Raw genomic sequence first — 13910 nt, 5'->3', positions numbered from 1 at the left:
TTAAAGGCCCCTTTTCTTTTGGTTTTTATTGTTTTTCCGGCGGTCAGTTGGTTTCCGTGAACTTGGCCACCGTCAGGAAGGTAACGGCATTGCCGCTGAACTGGTTGGCGCGTTCGGTCGGCAGATTGCCACGCTGAAATCCAGCCGTATAGACCATTGCCGGTGCGGAGCGTATCGCATCGTTGCGCAGGACCGGATTGGTCACCGGTACGGTGCTCGACACCGATTCCGACGACATGGCGACTTCGGAAGTCGGCATTACGGCTGGCTGGACAACCGCACGCGGCTTGGACTGAGCCTTGGCCACATAACGTCCGCCCTTTGCGGTGGTGCGAACGCCCGTTTCGGCTGCCTTGCCAATCGCCGCAACCTGTTTATGGACTGCCGCAGAAGCAGTGGCCGTAGGCTTGGTTGGGGCCGTGCGGGCTACCGAGGCAGTCTGCACCGCTGCCGGAGCCTGTTTCGGCGCGCCATCTGCAACCGGCTTACTGTCATAGTAGTCGTCGGAAGGCGGCGCGATCAGCTCGCCAATTTCATCCTTCTTGGATAGAAGGGCAAGCTGCGTATTGGCACGCGGCGCTTCCTTCGGCAGCGGGAAAGCTGCCGTTTCACCCGGCTGCGGCACAGCCACGTCGCCTGCATCGGCAACCTGGGTCGGTTCGGTCTGCTCGCGATTGACCAGCGCGGCAATCGCGTCCTGACCGCTTGCGGCAGGGTTTTCACCCGGACGTGTTGGACGCGCCGACGGCACCACTGCAGCTGCAAGCTGCACATTGTCCGTTTCAAGCTGTGGGCGGGCCGATGGGATCGGCACAAAACCATTCATCACCGGCGAAGGCGTACCAGCATCAGCAACCTGAACCGTGTTCGCATCCACCGCAGCACGGGCAGCAGCGGCAGCAGCATCGGCGGCAGGCTCGGCCGCGGCAAGCGCAACGGCATCCTGGGGCGCCATTGCCGGTTTGCGAGCCGGAATCGGAACATTGAGTGCGGCAACCGGAACTTCGGCTGCGGCCTGCGCCTGTGCTTGGGCCTGAGCATCAAGGCCTGTTTCCGGACGCGGTGCCTGCATTGGAAGCGGAGCATCGCGGGAAGGCAGAGCGGCAACCATCGTTTCACGCGGCTGCTGGACCGGCTCTTCCGGGACTGCTGCCGGAGCCTGACGCGCAGGCGCTGCACGAGCCGGACGTGCCGTCGCTGGTGGGGCGCTCACATCACCAGTATCTTCTTCTTCATCGGCTCCACCGCCAAACAGCGCACCAAACAAGCTTTTGCTGCGACGCGGAGCGGAGTTGCTAGCCACCATGACCTCGCCGCCACCAGCCTTGCGCTTTTCGATCATGGCCAGTGCCTGCTCGTAGCCAGGCAACGGCTTGCCGTCTGCGGGAAGGTGAGCAGTCTTGCCGTCGGGGAACAGTGCGAGCAATTCGCGACGGCTCATGCGCGGCCAGGAGCGAACATTGCCAACATCCATATGAACGAATGGCGAACCCGAACGCGGATAATAGCCGACACCACCGATCTGATAGCGCATGCCGATCCCGCGTAGCTTCGCCAATGGGACGCCGGGGATGTAAAAGTCCATTGCGCGGCCAAGCATGTGCTGGCTCTTCTTGGCAACGCCAGTATTCGCCGAGCGCGAACGCAGCATGGCGTTGGTGGCTGGCGAACGATAAGCCGAAACGACGGTGATATACTGGCTCGATCCAGAGGAGCGATAAACCTGCCAGACCAGATCGAACAGGCGCGGGTCCATCTTGGTCGGTTCGTTACGGCGCCAGTCACGCAGGAAAACGTTCAGCTTCTTCAAACCCTGGGCATCGAAGCGCCCGTTTCTCTTGAAGACGATTTCCGCCTTTTCACCAGTATGGACGTAATAAAGCTTGAGAGAACGGGTTTCAGCCGAAGCCTGCGAAGGAGACAGCGCCATGAGAACCGCAGCAGCGGCAAGGGCAGACGGAACGGACATAGATGCCTTCATCCCGGTCCACACCTTCGCAAAGCGCGCTTTAATGGTCGATATGCTGTTCATCGAATCGTATCGCCTTACCGTTTTTCCGCCCCCAGAGATATTCTCCAGGCATCCCTCGGGACTTTCTTTGTGGTGCCACAAAAAGCCTGCGTCCCAGTTCCGCTCGAGCTCCGATTGTCGGATTTAATGGTTAATGGACGCTTAGTGAACAACAAATGAGGAAACACCATGGCAAAAAAGCCACACACGTGCATCTATTTTCGCCATGGTTAAAAAATTATTAACAGTCTTTAATCCGCAACACCACCTGCGAGGAAGGACAGTGAATCTATTATAAATGACTAAAATTCAAACAGTTACATGCAGTTTTGTCAGCTGGCGGCACGGTTGAAGGGGGTGGCTTCACCCTCTTCTTCACCTCCCGGTCCCTTGCCGGAAATCGACGCCACATCGATGCCATATTCCTTGAGTTTCCGGTAAAGCGTGGTTCTTCCTATCCCCAGGCGCCGGGCAACTTCGCTGATCTGGCCGTCATAATGAGCGATCGCAAACCGGATCATTTCCTCCTCGGCTGCGGCAAGTGTGCGCACTTCGCCTGCCCCGTCGATCCCGCTGAACACGCCCGCCGCGCCACTCACGCTTGGATCGTGATCGACAAGATTGAACCGGGCGGATTGCTGTGCAGCCCTTGCCGCCTCGGTTCCCAAACCGATCTGAGCGAAATCAGCCGCCGTCAGTTCGCCAGTCTCGCAGAGAAGTACAGCGCGATAAACGGCATTTTTCAGCTCCCGCACATTGCCTGGCCAATGATAGGCCTTTAGCTTTTCCAGCGCATGGGTGGTGATCCCGGTTATATGCCCCATCCGCTCCTCGCTCACATAGCGCATCATGAACTGGTGCAGCAGGATCGGGATGTCTTCCAGACGGTTGCGCAACGGCGGCATGGCCACAGCAAAGGAGCCGAGCAAATGGTAAAGCCCGGCATGGAAACGTCCCATATGGACGAGATCGGCCAGGGGGCGACTATTCGATGCCATGATGCGGGCATTGGAGAGAGCGCGCTCGCCTCCACCACCAGTTTCGAACTGGCCAGATTGCATGGCAGCGAAAAGCTTGATCTGCGTGTGGCGCGGCAACGCACCCACTTCATCGAGGAAAAGTGTACCGCCGTCGGCTTCGGCAAGTTTTCCGATGCTACGGATTGCATCATCGTCGCGACGGTCGCGGCGTGCTGTCGAAACGCCAAAGAAGATTTCGTCAGCATTCTCGATGGTCAGACTACGGCAATCGACGGCCACGAAAGGGCCGCGCCAACGGGCACCGCCGCTGCAAATGGCACGTGCCAGCGTCTCCTTGCCGCTGCCGGGCTCTCCCTCGATCAGAAGCGGGGCATCCAACGCCGAAGCTCGTCGCGCCAGAATGCTGACCCGTTCCATTTCCGGACTTTTAATCGCCATGTCGGAAAGTGTCAGATGAGCTTTCAAGGAGGACCGGGCGCGACGGATTTCCTGCGTCAGCGCATCGATCTTCAGGACATTGGAAACGGAAACCTGCACACGCTCGAAGACCACAGGCTTGGTCACGAAATCGGCCGCGCCCATTTTCATTGCCTGTAAAACCGGCTGGAGATCATCGTTTTGAACGAGAACGATAACGGGAACATTATTTCCAGCTTCGCGCATCCGACGTAAAACAGTCAGGCCGTCCATATCGGGCATCGACAGATCCAGCAGCATCAGGACTATGTCCTTACGCTGGCTTACAAAGCCGAGCGCGCTGGCTCCACCGTCAGCAAGAATGGTCCGATAGCCCATGCGCATGACTATCGCTTCCAGATTGCGTCGATGAATCGGATCGTCATCCGCTATGAGTATGCGCGTGGCCATTAACAGCTATCATCAACCTATGGAGTTCCCACGCCCAGAATATTTAAACAGTTTAAATGTCTCATATTCTAGGCGCGTTATTTGGGGCCAAGCCTTCATCGAATGCAAGGTACTAAAATGCGCCTCAGTGTCCCATTCACAAAATTGTATCCCGAATACGTTTTCCAATTCAGATATTTGCCGCCCAGCAATCCTTCGTTGGGCAAGCCATCACGAAAATTCGGGGCGCTTTTCCCAGCTCTTGGCGATCCTGGCAAGACATGCGAGAAGAGACCGAATAGGAGAATGTTCATGACCCGTTTTTCAGAATCCGTTTCCTTTAACAAGGTTTTGCACGCACCTGTCGGCGATGCGGCTGCAGCCGGAAAGATTGATCTCGGCAACCTGCCGGAATGGAATCTTGGCGATCTCTATCCGTCCGCGGACAGTACGGAGCTGAAGAGCGCCATCGAAAAGGCCATGAGCGATGCCGCAGCTTTCGAGGGTCGCTGGAAGGGCAAGCTCGGTGACGAAGCAGCCAAGGCCAAGGGCGGCAATTTTGCCGATGCGATCAAGGAATTCGAGGCTCTGGACGAACTGATGGGCCGCATCGGCTCCTTCGCAGGCCTTTATTATTATGGCGATACGTCCGATCCGAAGCGCATGAAGCTTTTCGGCGACGTGCAGCAAAAGCTGACCGATGCCAGCACCCATCTCATTTTCTTCGGCCTGGAACTGAACCGCATCGACGACGCGGTCCTGGAAAGGGCGATGAGCGACAATGCGGCCATCGGCCATTATCGCCCATGGCTGACCGATCTGCGTATGGACAAGCCGTACCAGCTCGATGACAAGCTGGAACAGCTCTTCCATGAAAAGTCGATTACCGGCTATAGCGCCTGGAATCGGCTGTTCGATGAAACCATGTCTGGTCTCCGTTTTGACATCGACGGCAAGGAACTCAGCATCGAGCCGACACTGAACATGCTTCAGGATGCCGATGGCGCTGTGCGCAAAAAGGCGTCTGAAGCTCTCGCCAAAACTTTTGCAGCCAATCTGCGCACATTCACGCTGATCACCAACACGCTCGCCAAGGATAAGGAAATATCCGATCGCTGGCGTGGTTTTCAGGATATCGCCGATAGCCGCCATCTCGCCAACCGCGTTGAGCGGGAAGTGGTGGACGCGCTCGCCAAGGCAGTGGAAGATGCCTATCCACGCCTTTCGCACCGCTATTACGCCCTGAAAGCCAAGTGGCTCGGCCTCGAAAAGCTTGAAAACTGGGATCGCAACGCGCCCCTGCCTGAAACCCCGCAAGCGCTAATCCCCTGGGATGAGGCACGCGAAACCGTGCTTTCCGCCTATGGCAATTTCGCGCCTGAAATGGCCGAGATTGCGAAAAATTTCTTCGACAAGAACTGGATCGACGCGCCAGTTCGCCCCGGCAAGGCGCCCGGCGCATTTGCGCATCCGACTGTTCCGTCTGCGCACCCTTACGTGCTTCTCAACTATATGGGCAAGCCGCGCGATGTGATGACGCTGGCACATGAGCTTGGCCATGGCGTGCATCAGGTTCTCGCGGGCGGTCAGGGCGCTCTCATGGCGTCAACGCCGCTGACGCTTGCCGAAACTGCATCCGTGTTCGGCGAAATGCTGACCTTCCGTTCGCTTCTGGAGCGCACGAAGGACAAGCGCGAGCGCAAGGCCATGCTGGCGCAGAAGGCCGAAGACATGATCAATACGGTCGTGCGCCAGATCGCCTTTTACCAGTTCGAGCGCCGTGTACATACCGAGCGCCGCGAAGGTGAATTGACTGCAGAACGCATCGGCGAAATCTGGATGGATGTTCAGCGCGAAAGCCTTGGCGATGCCGTCAATCTCAATCCGGGTTACGAGACCTTCTGGACCTATATCCCGCATTTCATCCATTCGCCGTTCTATGTCTATGCCTATGCCTTCGGCGACTGTCTGGTAAACTCGCTCTATGCCGTCTACCAGAATTCGGAAAAGGGCTTCCAGCAGAAGTATTTCGACATGCTGAAGGCTGGCGGCACCAAGCACCACAAGGAATTGCTTGCGCCGTTCGGTCTGGATGCAAGCGATCCCGATTTCTGGAGCAAGGGCCTGTCGGTGATCGAAGGCATTATCGACGAGCTTGAAGCCATGGAAGACTGAGCACTTGCGTGTTTCACCAAAGCAATAAGCCGCTTATCCTGTTCCGGGACGACAAGGCGGGCCGCGATGTGCTTTTCACGGCCCCCTCATCGATCATCCGCGCCGACACGCCGGATGAATTCGAACCTGCATGGGATGCGATGCAGGCGGCCCATAATGCCGGGAAATGGCTCGCGGGTTATCTATCCTATGAAGCCGGCTATCTGCTGGAACCGAATTTGAAACCGTTGCTGCCCCAGGGGCGCAAAGCCCCGCTTCTGTGCTTCGGCGTTTTCGATGGCCCCTCCGACGAGTCGATGCACAACCGCAGCGAAGACAATGCCACCTTTCTGCGCGATCCGCTCGCGCAATGGTCGTTCGACGATTACGCGCCGCGTTTCGAACGGCTCCACCGTCATTTGCGCGAGGGCGATTGCTATCAGGGCAACCTTACCTTTCCGATCCATGCTGAGTGGGGCGGCGATCCGCTGATCCTGTTCAATAGGCTCGCCAAGCGTCAGCCGGTCCGCTATGCGACCTATTGCGATCTCGGGGGCCCCATTGTCCTGTCGCGCTCGCCGGAACTTTTCTTTGAAGTCGATGGCGACGGATGGATTGAAACCCATCCGATGAAAGGCACCATGCCGCGTGGTGCGACGCCGGAAGAAGATGAGCAGAACCGGCAGTTTCTGCTGAACGATCCGAAGAACCAGGCCGAAAACCGCATGATCGTCGATCTGCTTCGCAACGACATTTCGCTTGTCAGCGAAGTGGGATCGCTGGACGTGCCGGAACTCTTCCGCGTCGAAACCTATCCTACGGTTCACCAGATGATCAGCCGCGTGCGGGCCAGACTGAAAGAAAGCCTGCCGCTGCGTTCGCTTTTTGCCGCCCTTTTCCCGTGCGGCTCGATCACCGGCGCGCCGAAGATCAGCGCCATGGAAATCTTGCGCAAGCTGGAGACCGGGCCGCGCGACATTTATTGCGGCTCGCTCGGCTGGATCGAGCCCAGCGGCCGGATGCGTTTCAACGTTGCTATCCGGACGATCTCGCTTCTCAATGAAAATCGTGCGATCTTCAATGTCGGGGGTGGCGTGGTCTTCGATTCCACGGCGCAAGCGGAGTACGAGGAATGTCTTCTGAAAGCACGGTTCGCGGCACTGTCGAGCCACACGGGGCACGGGCTGTGATCATGGAGCCGAATTATCAGCTGATCGAAACCATGCGCTGGGAACCGCTCTCAGGCGTTCTGCGCTTCGATCTGCATATGGCACGCCTTGCGAATTCTGCCCGTGAGCTTGGGTTTTCGTGCAATATGGAAGCCGTCCGTCAGAAGGTTGCGGAACACGGTACTGGCGAACAAGCCCTGAAACTGCGGCTGACGCTTGCACCGGACGGAGTTGCCACGGTCACCAGCACGCCATACGAACCGCTGTCATGCCAGACGGTCTGGCAAGTCGCAATCGCCCGGACGCGCCTCAATCACAACGATCCCCTGCTGCGCCACAAGACGACAAGGCGGCAGGTCTATATCGCCGCACGTGAGGAGTATTCACCGGCGGAGGTTGATGAGGTCATCCTGCTCAATGATCGGGGCGAAGTCTGCGAGGGAACAATTACGTCGATATTTCTCGACGTTGGAGGCACGACCTGCACGACACCCGCTCTTTCATGCGGTCTGCTTGACGGCGTGTTGCGCCGCGAATTGCTGAACAACAATGTCGTCGAAGAGGGTATCGTTACCGTTGAAGCGCTCAAAAGCGCGCGCAACATTCTCGTCGGCAATTCGTTGCGCGGTATGATCCGCGCGAAGCTGGTCGAGGCTTAAAAAGCTAAAACACGTTAAACATGTATTGATGTCATGAGCTTGTGACGTTTCTTTCTTTCTATGAAGTTGTGTTATCGTTCCCGCGCATAAGCTAAACCGGGGTAAGGATAACCCGACACCGCAATTCTGCGGCTATCAAGAGGAAGAAAATGGCGAAAGCGAAATGGCAAGTCTATGGCGAGATAACCGGCCCCGTCATCATGATCGGCTTTGGGTCGATCGGGCGCGGTACCCTGCCGCTGATTGAGCGTCATTTCAAATTCGACAAATCGCGCATGGTCGTGATTGATCCGAGCGAAGCCAATCGCAAGATCCTCGACGACAAGGGTATTCGCTTTCTCAAGGAAGCGATCACCAAGGATAATTACAAAAAAGTTCTCGGGCCTCTTTTGAAAGAGACAGAAGGCCAGCCTTTTATCGTTAATCTTTCCGTCGATACCGGATCACTTGATCTGATGCGTTATGCCCGAGAGCATGGCGCCCTTTATATCGACACGGTGGTGGAACCCTGGCTCGGCTTCTATTTCGATACCGATGCTGACAATGCCTCGCGCACCAATTATGCGCTGCGCGAAACGGTTCGCGCTGAAAAGCGCAAGAATCCCGGCGGTACGACCGCCGTTTCCTGCTGCGGCGCCAATCCCGGCATGGTTTCGTGGTTCGTCAAGAAAGCGCTCGTCGATCTTGCAACTGAACTGAAGCTCGATTTCACCGAACCAGCAGCCGATGATCGGCACGGCTGGGCGAAACTGATGAAAAAGGCAGGCGTCAAGGGTATTCATATCGCGGAACGCGATACCCAGCGCGCAAAAGAGCCGAAGCCTTTCAACACGTTCTGGAATACATGGTCCGTCGAAGGCTTCATCGCCGAAGGCCTGCAACCGGCAGAACTTGGCTGGGGCAGCCATGAAAAATGGATGCCCAAGAACGCCCGCAAGCAGAAGAAGGGCAACAAGGCCGCCATCTTCCTCGAGCAGCCCGGCGGCAATACCCGTATTCGCACCTGGTGCCCGACGCTCGGTGCCCAATATGGTCTGCTGGTCACCCATAATGAAGCGATCTCCATCGCCGATTTCTTCACGCTGCGTGACAAGAAGGGCAAGCTCGACTTCCGCCTCACCTGCCATTACGCTTATCATCCGAGCAATGATGCCATTCTGGCGCTTGATGAAATGTTTGGCGCTGCTGGCCGGGCGCAGCCGGTGCAGCATGTTCTTGAAGAGCATGAAATTCTGGACGGCAGCGACGAACTCGGCGTGCTGCTCTATGGCCACGAAAAAAATGCCTATTGGTATGGCTCGCAGTTAACCGTCGAGGAAGCGCGCAAGCTCGCGCCTTATCAGAATGCAACCGGACTGCAGGTTTCCTCGGCTGTTCTGGCGGGCATGGTCTGGGCGCTGGAAAATCCACGAAGCGGTATCGTCGAGACCGACGAGATGGATTACCGTCGCTGCCTCGAAGTCCAGATGCAATATCTGGGCCCATTGAACGGCTATTACACGGACTGGACACCACTGGAAGGTCGTGGTCATCTGTTCAAGGAAGACCTCGATACCAAAGATCCATGGCAATTCCGGAATATTCTGGTTCGCTAAACTGATTAACTGCCCGGCAAGGCCGGGCAGTTTTCATTGCGGCAGTTTCGCAACAATCGCGTAATCCTCACATTGAGGGCTTGTTTTCGTGCAAGTTTCAATACATCAAACTAATCATCCCCGAGCGGTTCCAATCACCACGGAATCGTTGAAGCCGCTCTAAATACTTGGTTTTACGCATTTCAAAGGCCAGCCGTCGTACAGTTTTGGCCCGGAGATGTTCTAATGGAGAGCATGGATATGAAACGCTTCCGCATCATTGCCCCTCTTGCAGTCATGTCGCTGGCGTTGGCCGCGTGCGAAACGACTGGCCCGGTTGGCGGCAATGCCCCGACCGTCTCTCGCGCCCCGGCAGGCATCGAAGGCAGCTGGGTTGATCCGAACGGCATCGTTTCGTCATTCAACGGCGGTATTTTCGAGACCCGCTCCACCGACACGAACGAAAAGCTTGCCGAAGGCAACTACCGTTACCAGTCGCCGCAGCTTGTTGAAATCGACATGCGCTCCATCGTGCGCGGCACCTCGTCGAAGGTGAACTGCGCACTCGTCTCGCCGTCGCAGCTCAACTGCACGTCGTCATCGGGTTCACGCTTCTCCCTGACGCGCAAGGCGGTAGGGTAAGCACTCGATATCTTGGGTAAATTTCAAATACTTACGGCGCGGAAAACATCTGCGCCGATAGAATTTCGCCAGCAGTAATTGTCAGGATTGTAATTTGTCTTTTTTTCTCTAGTTTTCCGGCTGAACAGGAGTCGGAAGATGAGTGAGATGGATAAAGTGCAGGAGAAACCCAGCCAGACAACCAAGCCGGAGATGCAGGAAAAACTGCCAAAGGTCGGTGTTCTGCTGGTTAATCTTGGTACTCCGGATGGCACGAACTATGGCCCGATGCGCCGCTATCTGGCCGAATTTCTCTCAGATCGCCGTGTTATCGAATGGCCACGGCTCATCTGGTATCCAATCCTTTACGGCATCGTTCTCAACACTCGCCCGAAGCGTTCCGGCAAGCTTTACGACCGCATCTGGAATCGCGAGAAAAACGAATCTCCGTTGCGGACTTATACGCGCGCCCAAGGCGAGAAGCTTGCCAAGGCACTTGCCGACCATCCAAATGTGGTCGTGGACTGGGCGATGCGCTATGGCCAGCCATCCATTGAAAGCGTGACCGACCGCCTGCTGCAGCAGGGTTGCGAGCGGATCGTCATGTTCCCGCTCTACCCGCAATATTCGGCAACGACGACAGCGACGGTCAACGACAAGTTCTTCGAAGCGCTGATGAAAAAGCGTTTTCAGCCAGCAGTGCGCATCGTGCCGTCCTATGAAACAGAACCCGTTTATATCGAAGCACTGGCCCGCTCCATCGAGAAGCATCTGGAAACACTTTCCTTCAAGCCGGAAGTGATCCTCGCATCCTATCACGGCATACCGAAAAGCTATTCGGACAAGGGCGACCCCTACCGCCAGCAATGTCTTGAAACATCACGTCTTTTACAGACCCGGCTGGGCCTTGATGATAGCCAGTTTCGCTCCACATTCCAGTCCCGCTTCGGGCCTGAAGAATGGCTCCAGCCCTATACCGACGAAACGGTGGAAGACTTGGCCAAACACGGGGTCAAGTCGATGGCCGTTCTCAATCCGGGTTTCGTTGCCGACTGTCTGGAAACAGTGGATGAGATCGGCAATGAGGCCGCTGAAGAATTTCTTGAAAACGGCGGCGAAAATTTCAGTCATATTCCTTGTCTCAACGACAGCGAAGACGGCATGAAGGTCATCGAGACACTGGTGCGTCGCGAATTGCAGGGATGGGTTTAGATTGAAGTGAGTAGGGGAGTAAGGGAATAGGGCAGTATGTTCTGACCTATGATAGACTCCACCTACTGCTTTATTGACCTACTGTCCTATTGCCTTAAGGAAAGACAATGACCGGTTTCGATATTACGCTGCTCATTCTGGCTGCACTGGTTCTGGCGACGCTGTTTGCCGGTATCAAGACCGTGCCACAGGGATATAATTACACCGTCGAGCGGTTCGGTCGCTATACGCGTACGCTCAATCCAGGACTGAACCTGATCGTACCGTTTTTCGATCGTATCGGTGCGCGTCTCAACATGATGGAGCAAGTGCTCGATGTGCCGACGCAGGAGGTCATCACCCGCGATAACGCTATCGTCGGTGTTGACGGCGTGGCTTTCTATCAGGTGCTGAATGCAGCGCAGGCGGCCTATCAGGTAGCGAACCTGCAATATGCGATCCTCAACCTGACCATGACCAATATCCGTACCGTCATGGGCTCGATGGATCTCGATGAACTGCTATCGAACCGCGACGCGATCAATGACCGCCTGTTGCGGGTTGTCGATGAGGCGGCCCATCCATGGGGCCTTAAAATGACGCGCGTGGAAATCAAGGATATCAATCCGCCAGAAGATATCGTCACCTCCATGGCACGCCAGATGAAGGCAGAGCGTGACAAGCGCGCGCAAGTTCTTGAAGCCGAGGGCGATCGTAACGCACAGATTCTGCGCGCCGAAGGTCAGAAACAGTCACAGATTCTCGAAGCTGAAGGCAAGCTGGAAGCAGCCAAGCGCGAGGCAGAGGCACGCGAGCGCCTCGCGGAAGCCGAAGCGAAAGCCACCACCATGGTTTCCGATGCCGTTGCCAACGGCAATGTGCAGGCGCTTAACTACTTCGTTGCGCAGAAATATACGGAAGCTCTCAGCAATATCGCCAGCGCCAAGAACCAAAAGGTCGTGCTGATGCCGCTTGAGGCGAGTGCCCTTATCGGCTCGCTCGGCGGTATTGGTGCAATTGCCAAGGAAGTCTTTGGTGATGGCAGCAGGCCGGTAGACCCGGCACCGCAGCCACCGACCCCTTCCCGTCCGCGCAGCGTTCCGTCCGCTGGACGCTAAAGCTGCTCAACACAAGGAATAGAGGGCGCCATGATTATTGAATATCTGTCCGGCCTCGGCATCTGGAACTGGCTCGTTTTCGGGCTGATCCTGCTGATACTGGAAATCTCGGCGCCCGGCTTCTTCTTCATCTGGTTCGGGCTTGCAGCGCTTGTGACCGGCGCGCTTGCCTTTCTCCTGTCTTCGACAACAGGGTTTGGCTGGCAGTTTCAGACTGTCGTTTTTCTGGTTCTGGCCGTCATTTTCGTGCTGGCAGGACGTCGCTTCTTCGGCTCGCGCAGCACCGATGCCGATGAACCCTTGCTCAATCGTCGCGGCGAGCAACTCGTCGGCCAGCGCACCACCTTGACGGAGCCGATCATCAACGGTCGCGGGCGAATCCGTATCAACGATACGATGTGGCGCGTGAAAGGCCCCGATCTGCCAACAGGAACAGAAGTCCGGGTCGTTGCCTTCGATCCGGTTTCGCTGGAGATTGAAGTTGCTGAATAGGGGAATAGGATAAGCTAAAGCGAGTGATTTTTAGCTTACTCCCTTACTCCCTTACGCCGCGCCTATCCGCAACAGGTCGTGGAAGTGCACGAGCCCGATCGGGCGTCCGGCGTCCACGACGATCAGCGCTCCGATGTGATTTTCATTGATGGTGTTAAGTGCCGCAGTTGCCAGCATATTCTGGTCAACCGTCTTCGGCTTGCGCGTCATGATGTCGTCAACCGCCAAAGCCGCAAGGTTGCGGCTCAGATTGCGCGAGATGTCGCCGTCTGTGACGATGCCCGCCAGATCGCCACCATCATCGACGACCACCACGCAGCCGAAGCTCTTTTGCGCCAGAACCCTCATCGCGTCTGGCATGGATGTGCCGGTCTTCACCAAAGGCAAGCGTTCGCCGCGATGCATAATATCGCGGATATGGATGAGGCTTGCGCCCAGCGAACCGCCGGGATGAAAGGTCTTGAAATCGCTCGGGGTAAAGCCGCGCGCTTCCAGAAGTGCGATTGCCAGCGCATCACCGATGGCAAGTTGCATCATGGTCGAGGTCGTGGGCGCCAGACCATGCGGGCAGGCCTCGGCTGTTTTCGGCAGGAGCAGCACGACATCCGCCGCGCGACCGAGTGCCGAATTCTCACCAGCGGTGATTGCGATCAGCGGAATGCGGAAGCGCTGCGAATAATTGACGATCCCCTTCAGTTCTGCCGTTTCACCCGACCATGAGATGGCCAGAATGACATCGTCGCGGCCGATCATGCCGAGATCACCGTGATTGGCTTCTGCCGAATGAACGAAGAATGCCGATGTGCCGGTCGAGGCAAAGGTGGCAGCAAGCTTGGAACCAATATGACCACTCTTGCCTACACCCGTAACGACCAGACGCCCGCTCGAGGCGACGATACGCTTCACCGCCTCGACAAAGGGACCGGAAAGACCGTCATTCAGTGCTTCTTCAAGCGCCGTGAGGCCAGCATTTTCAGTCTTTATGGTGCGCAACGCCGAAGCGATGGCCGCTTCCGCATCTGCCGGAGGGATGATCTGATCGAGCTTTTCCATGGCGGCAAGGGTTAACTTCTTCGTAGCCGGTTGTCCAAACAT

11 protein-coding genes are annotated in these 13910 nt (G+C 56.6%); 8 read left to right on the top strand and 3 right to left on the bottom strand.

Annotated features, from left to right (window positions below):
- Nucleotides 1-43: 43 nt before the first annotated feature.
- Nucleotides 44-1981: a DUF882 domain-containing protein gene (locus HWX93_RS15630; protein WP_176037945.1), complete on the bottom strand. Its 1938-nt coding sequence runs from the start codon at nucleotides 1979-1981 to the stop codon at nucleotides 44-46.
- Between the two features lie 362 nt (nucleotides 1982-2343).
- Nucleotides 2344-3858 carry a sigma-54-dependent transcriptional regulator gene (locus HWX93_RS15625; protein WP_176037892.1) on the bottom strand — a complete coding sequence of 505 codons (1515 nt, stop codon included), beginning with the start codon at nucleotides 3856-3858 and terminating at the stop codon, nucleotides 2344-2346.
- A 291-nt stretch (nucleotides 3859-4149) separates the two neighbouring features.
- Between HWX93_RS15625 and HWX93_RS15620 the strand changes: the two genes are divergently transcribed.
- The 8 genes from HWX93_RS15620 (at nucleotide 4150) to HWX93_RS15585 (ending at nucleotide 12815) form a co-directional block, all read left to right on the top strand.
- Entirely contained in the window at nucleotides 4150-6012 is a 1863-nt protein-coding gene (locus HWX93_RS15620) for a M3 family oligoendopeptidase (protein WP_176037891.1), read from the top strand.
- Nucleotides 6013-6020: 8 nt separating this feature from the next.
- Nucleotides 6021-7181 carry an aminodeoxychorismate synthase component I gene (locus tag HWX93_RS15615; RefSeq protein ID WP_176037890.1) on the top strand — a complete coding sequence of 387 codons (1161 nt, stop codon included), beginning with the start codon at nucleotides 6021-6023 and terminating at the stop codon, nucleotides 7179-7181.
- Nucleotides 7124-7819 (top strand): aminotransferase class IV family protein, encoded by a 696-nt coding sequence (locus HWX93_RS15610; RefSeq protein ID WP_176037889.1) that lies wholly within the window; start codon nucleotides 7124-7126, stop codon nucleotides 7817-7819. The genes HWX93_RS15615 and HWX93_RS15610 overlap by 58 nt, the downstream gene beginning before the upstream one ends.
- A gap of 149 nt (nucleotides 7820-7968) precedes the next feature.
- Nucleotides 7969-9414 carry a homospermidine synthase gene (locus HWX93_RS15605; protein WP_176037888.1) on the top strand — a complete coding sequence of 482 codons (1446 nt, stop codon included), beginning with the start codon at nucleotides 7969-7971 and terminating at the stop codon, nucleotides 9412-9414.
- 240 nt (nucleotides 9415-9654) lie between these two features.
- Nucleotides 9655-10035, top strand: coding sequence for an outer membrane lipoprotein Omp10 (omp10, locus tag HWX93_RS15600; protein WP_109988892.1), 381 nt, complete (start codon nucleotides 9655-9657; stop codon nucleotides 10033-10035).
- A 138-nt stretch (nucleotides 10036-10173) separates the two neighbouring features.
- The gene (gene hemH, locus HWX93_RS15595; protein ID WP_176037887.1) at nucleotides 10174-11226 is read left to right on the top strand and encodes a ferrochelatase; all 1053 of its coding nucleotides are present in this window, start codon (nucleotides 10174-10176) and stop codon (nucleotides 11224-11226) included.
- A 107-nt stretch (nucleotides 11227-11333) separates the two neighbouring features.
- Nucleotides 11334-12323: an SPFH domain-containing protein gene (locus HWX93_RS15590; RefSeq protein ID WP_176037886.1), complete on the top strand. Its 990-nt coding sequence runs from the start codon at nucleotides 11334-11336 to the stop codon at nucleotides 12321-12323.
- Between the two features lie 30 nt (nucleotides 12324-12353).
- Nucleotides 12354-12815, top strand: a complete 462-nt coding sequence (locus HWX93_RS15585; protein ID WP_109988873.1) for an NfeD family protein — start codon at nucleotides 12354-12356, stop codon at nucleotides 12813-12815.
- 51 nt (nucleotides 12816-12866) lie between these two features.
- On the opposite strand, the gene HWX93_RS15580 is transcribed toward HWX93_RS15585, so the two are convergent.
- A complete protein-coding gene (locus HWX93_RS15580; RefSeq protein ID WP_176037944.1) occupies nucleotides 12867-13868 on the bottom strand; it encodes a KpsF/GutQ family sugar-phosphate isomerase in 1002 nt (333 codons plus the stop codon).
- Between the last annotated feature and the right edge of the window lie 42 nt (nucleotides 13869-13910).

Origin of the sequence: Brucella tritici (assembly GCF_902825325.1) — a bacterium.
Classification (GTDB): domain Bacteria; phylum Pseudomonadota; class Alphaproteobacteria; order Rhizobiales; family Rhizobiaceae; genus Brucella.
Note: the sequence above shows the minus strand (reverse complement) of the source record. Positions and strands in the feature narration are given on the sequence as shown.

Excerpts from the sequence above, each read along its gene's own strand:
- HWX93_RS15630 (WP_176037945.1), bottom strand. The coding sequence starts at position 1,981 with ATGAAGGCATCTATGTCCGTTCCGTCTGCCCTTGCCGCTGCTGCGGTT.
- HWX93_RS15625 (WP_176037892.1), bottom strand. The coding sequence starts at position 3,858 with ATGGCCACGCGCATACTCATAGCGGATGACGATCCGATTCATCGACGC.
- HWX93_RS15620 (WP_176037891.1), top strand. The coding sequence starts at position 4,150 with ATGACCCGTTTTTCAGAATCCGTTTCCTTTAACAAGGTTTTGCACGCA.
- HWX93_RS15610 (WP_176037889.1), top strand. The coding sequence starts at position 7,124 with ATGTCTTCTGAAAGCACGGTTCGCGGCACTGTCGAGCCACACGGGGCA.
- HWX93_RS15605 (WP_176037888.1), top strand. The coding sequence starts at position 7,969 with ATGGCGAAAGCGAAATGGCAAGTCTATGGCGAGATAACCGGCCCCGTC.
- omp10 (WP_109988892.1), top strand. The coding sequence starts at position 9,655 with ATGAAACGCTTCCGCATCATTGCCCCTCTTGCAGTCATGTCGCTGGCG.
- hemH (WP_176037887.1), top strand. The coding sequence starts at position 10,174 with ATGAGTGAGATGGATAAAGTGCAGGAGAAACCCAGCCAGACAACCAAG.
- HWX93_RS15590 (WP_176037886.1), top strand. The coding sequence starts at position 11,334 with ATGACCGGTTTCGATATTACGCTGCTCATTCTGGCTGCACTGGTTCTG.
- HWX93_RS15585 (WP_109988873.1), top strand. The coding sequence starts at position 12,354 with ATGATTATTGAATATCTGTCCGGCCTCGGCATCTGGAACTGGCTCGTT.
- HWX93_RS15580 (WP_176037944.1), bottom strand. The coding sequence starts at position 13,868 with ATGGAAAAGCTCGATCAGATCATCCCTCCGGCAGATGCGGAAGCGGCC.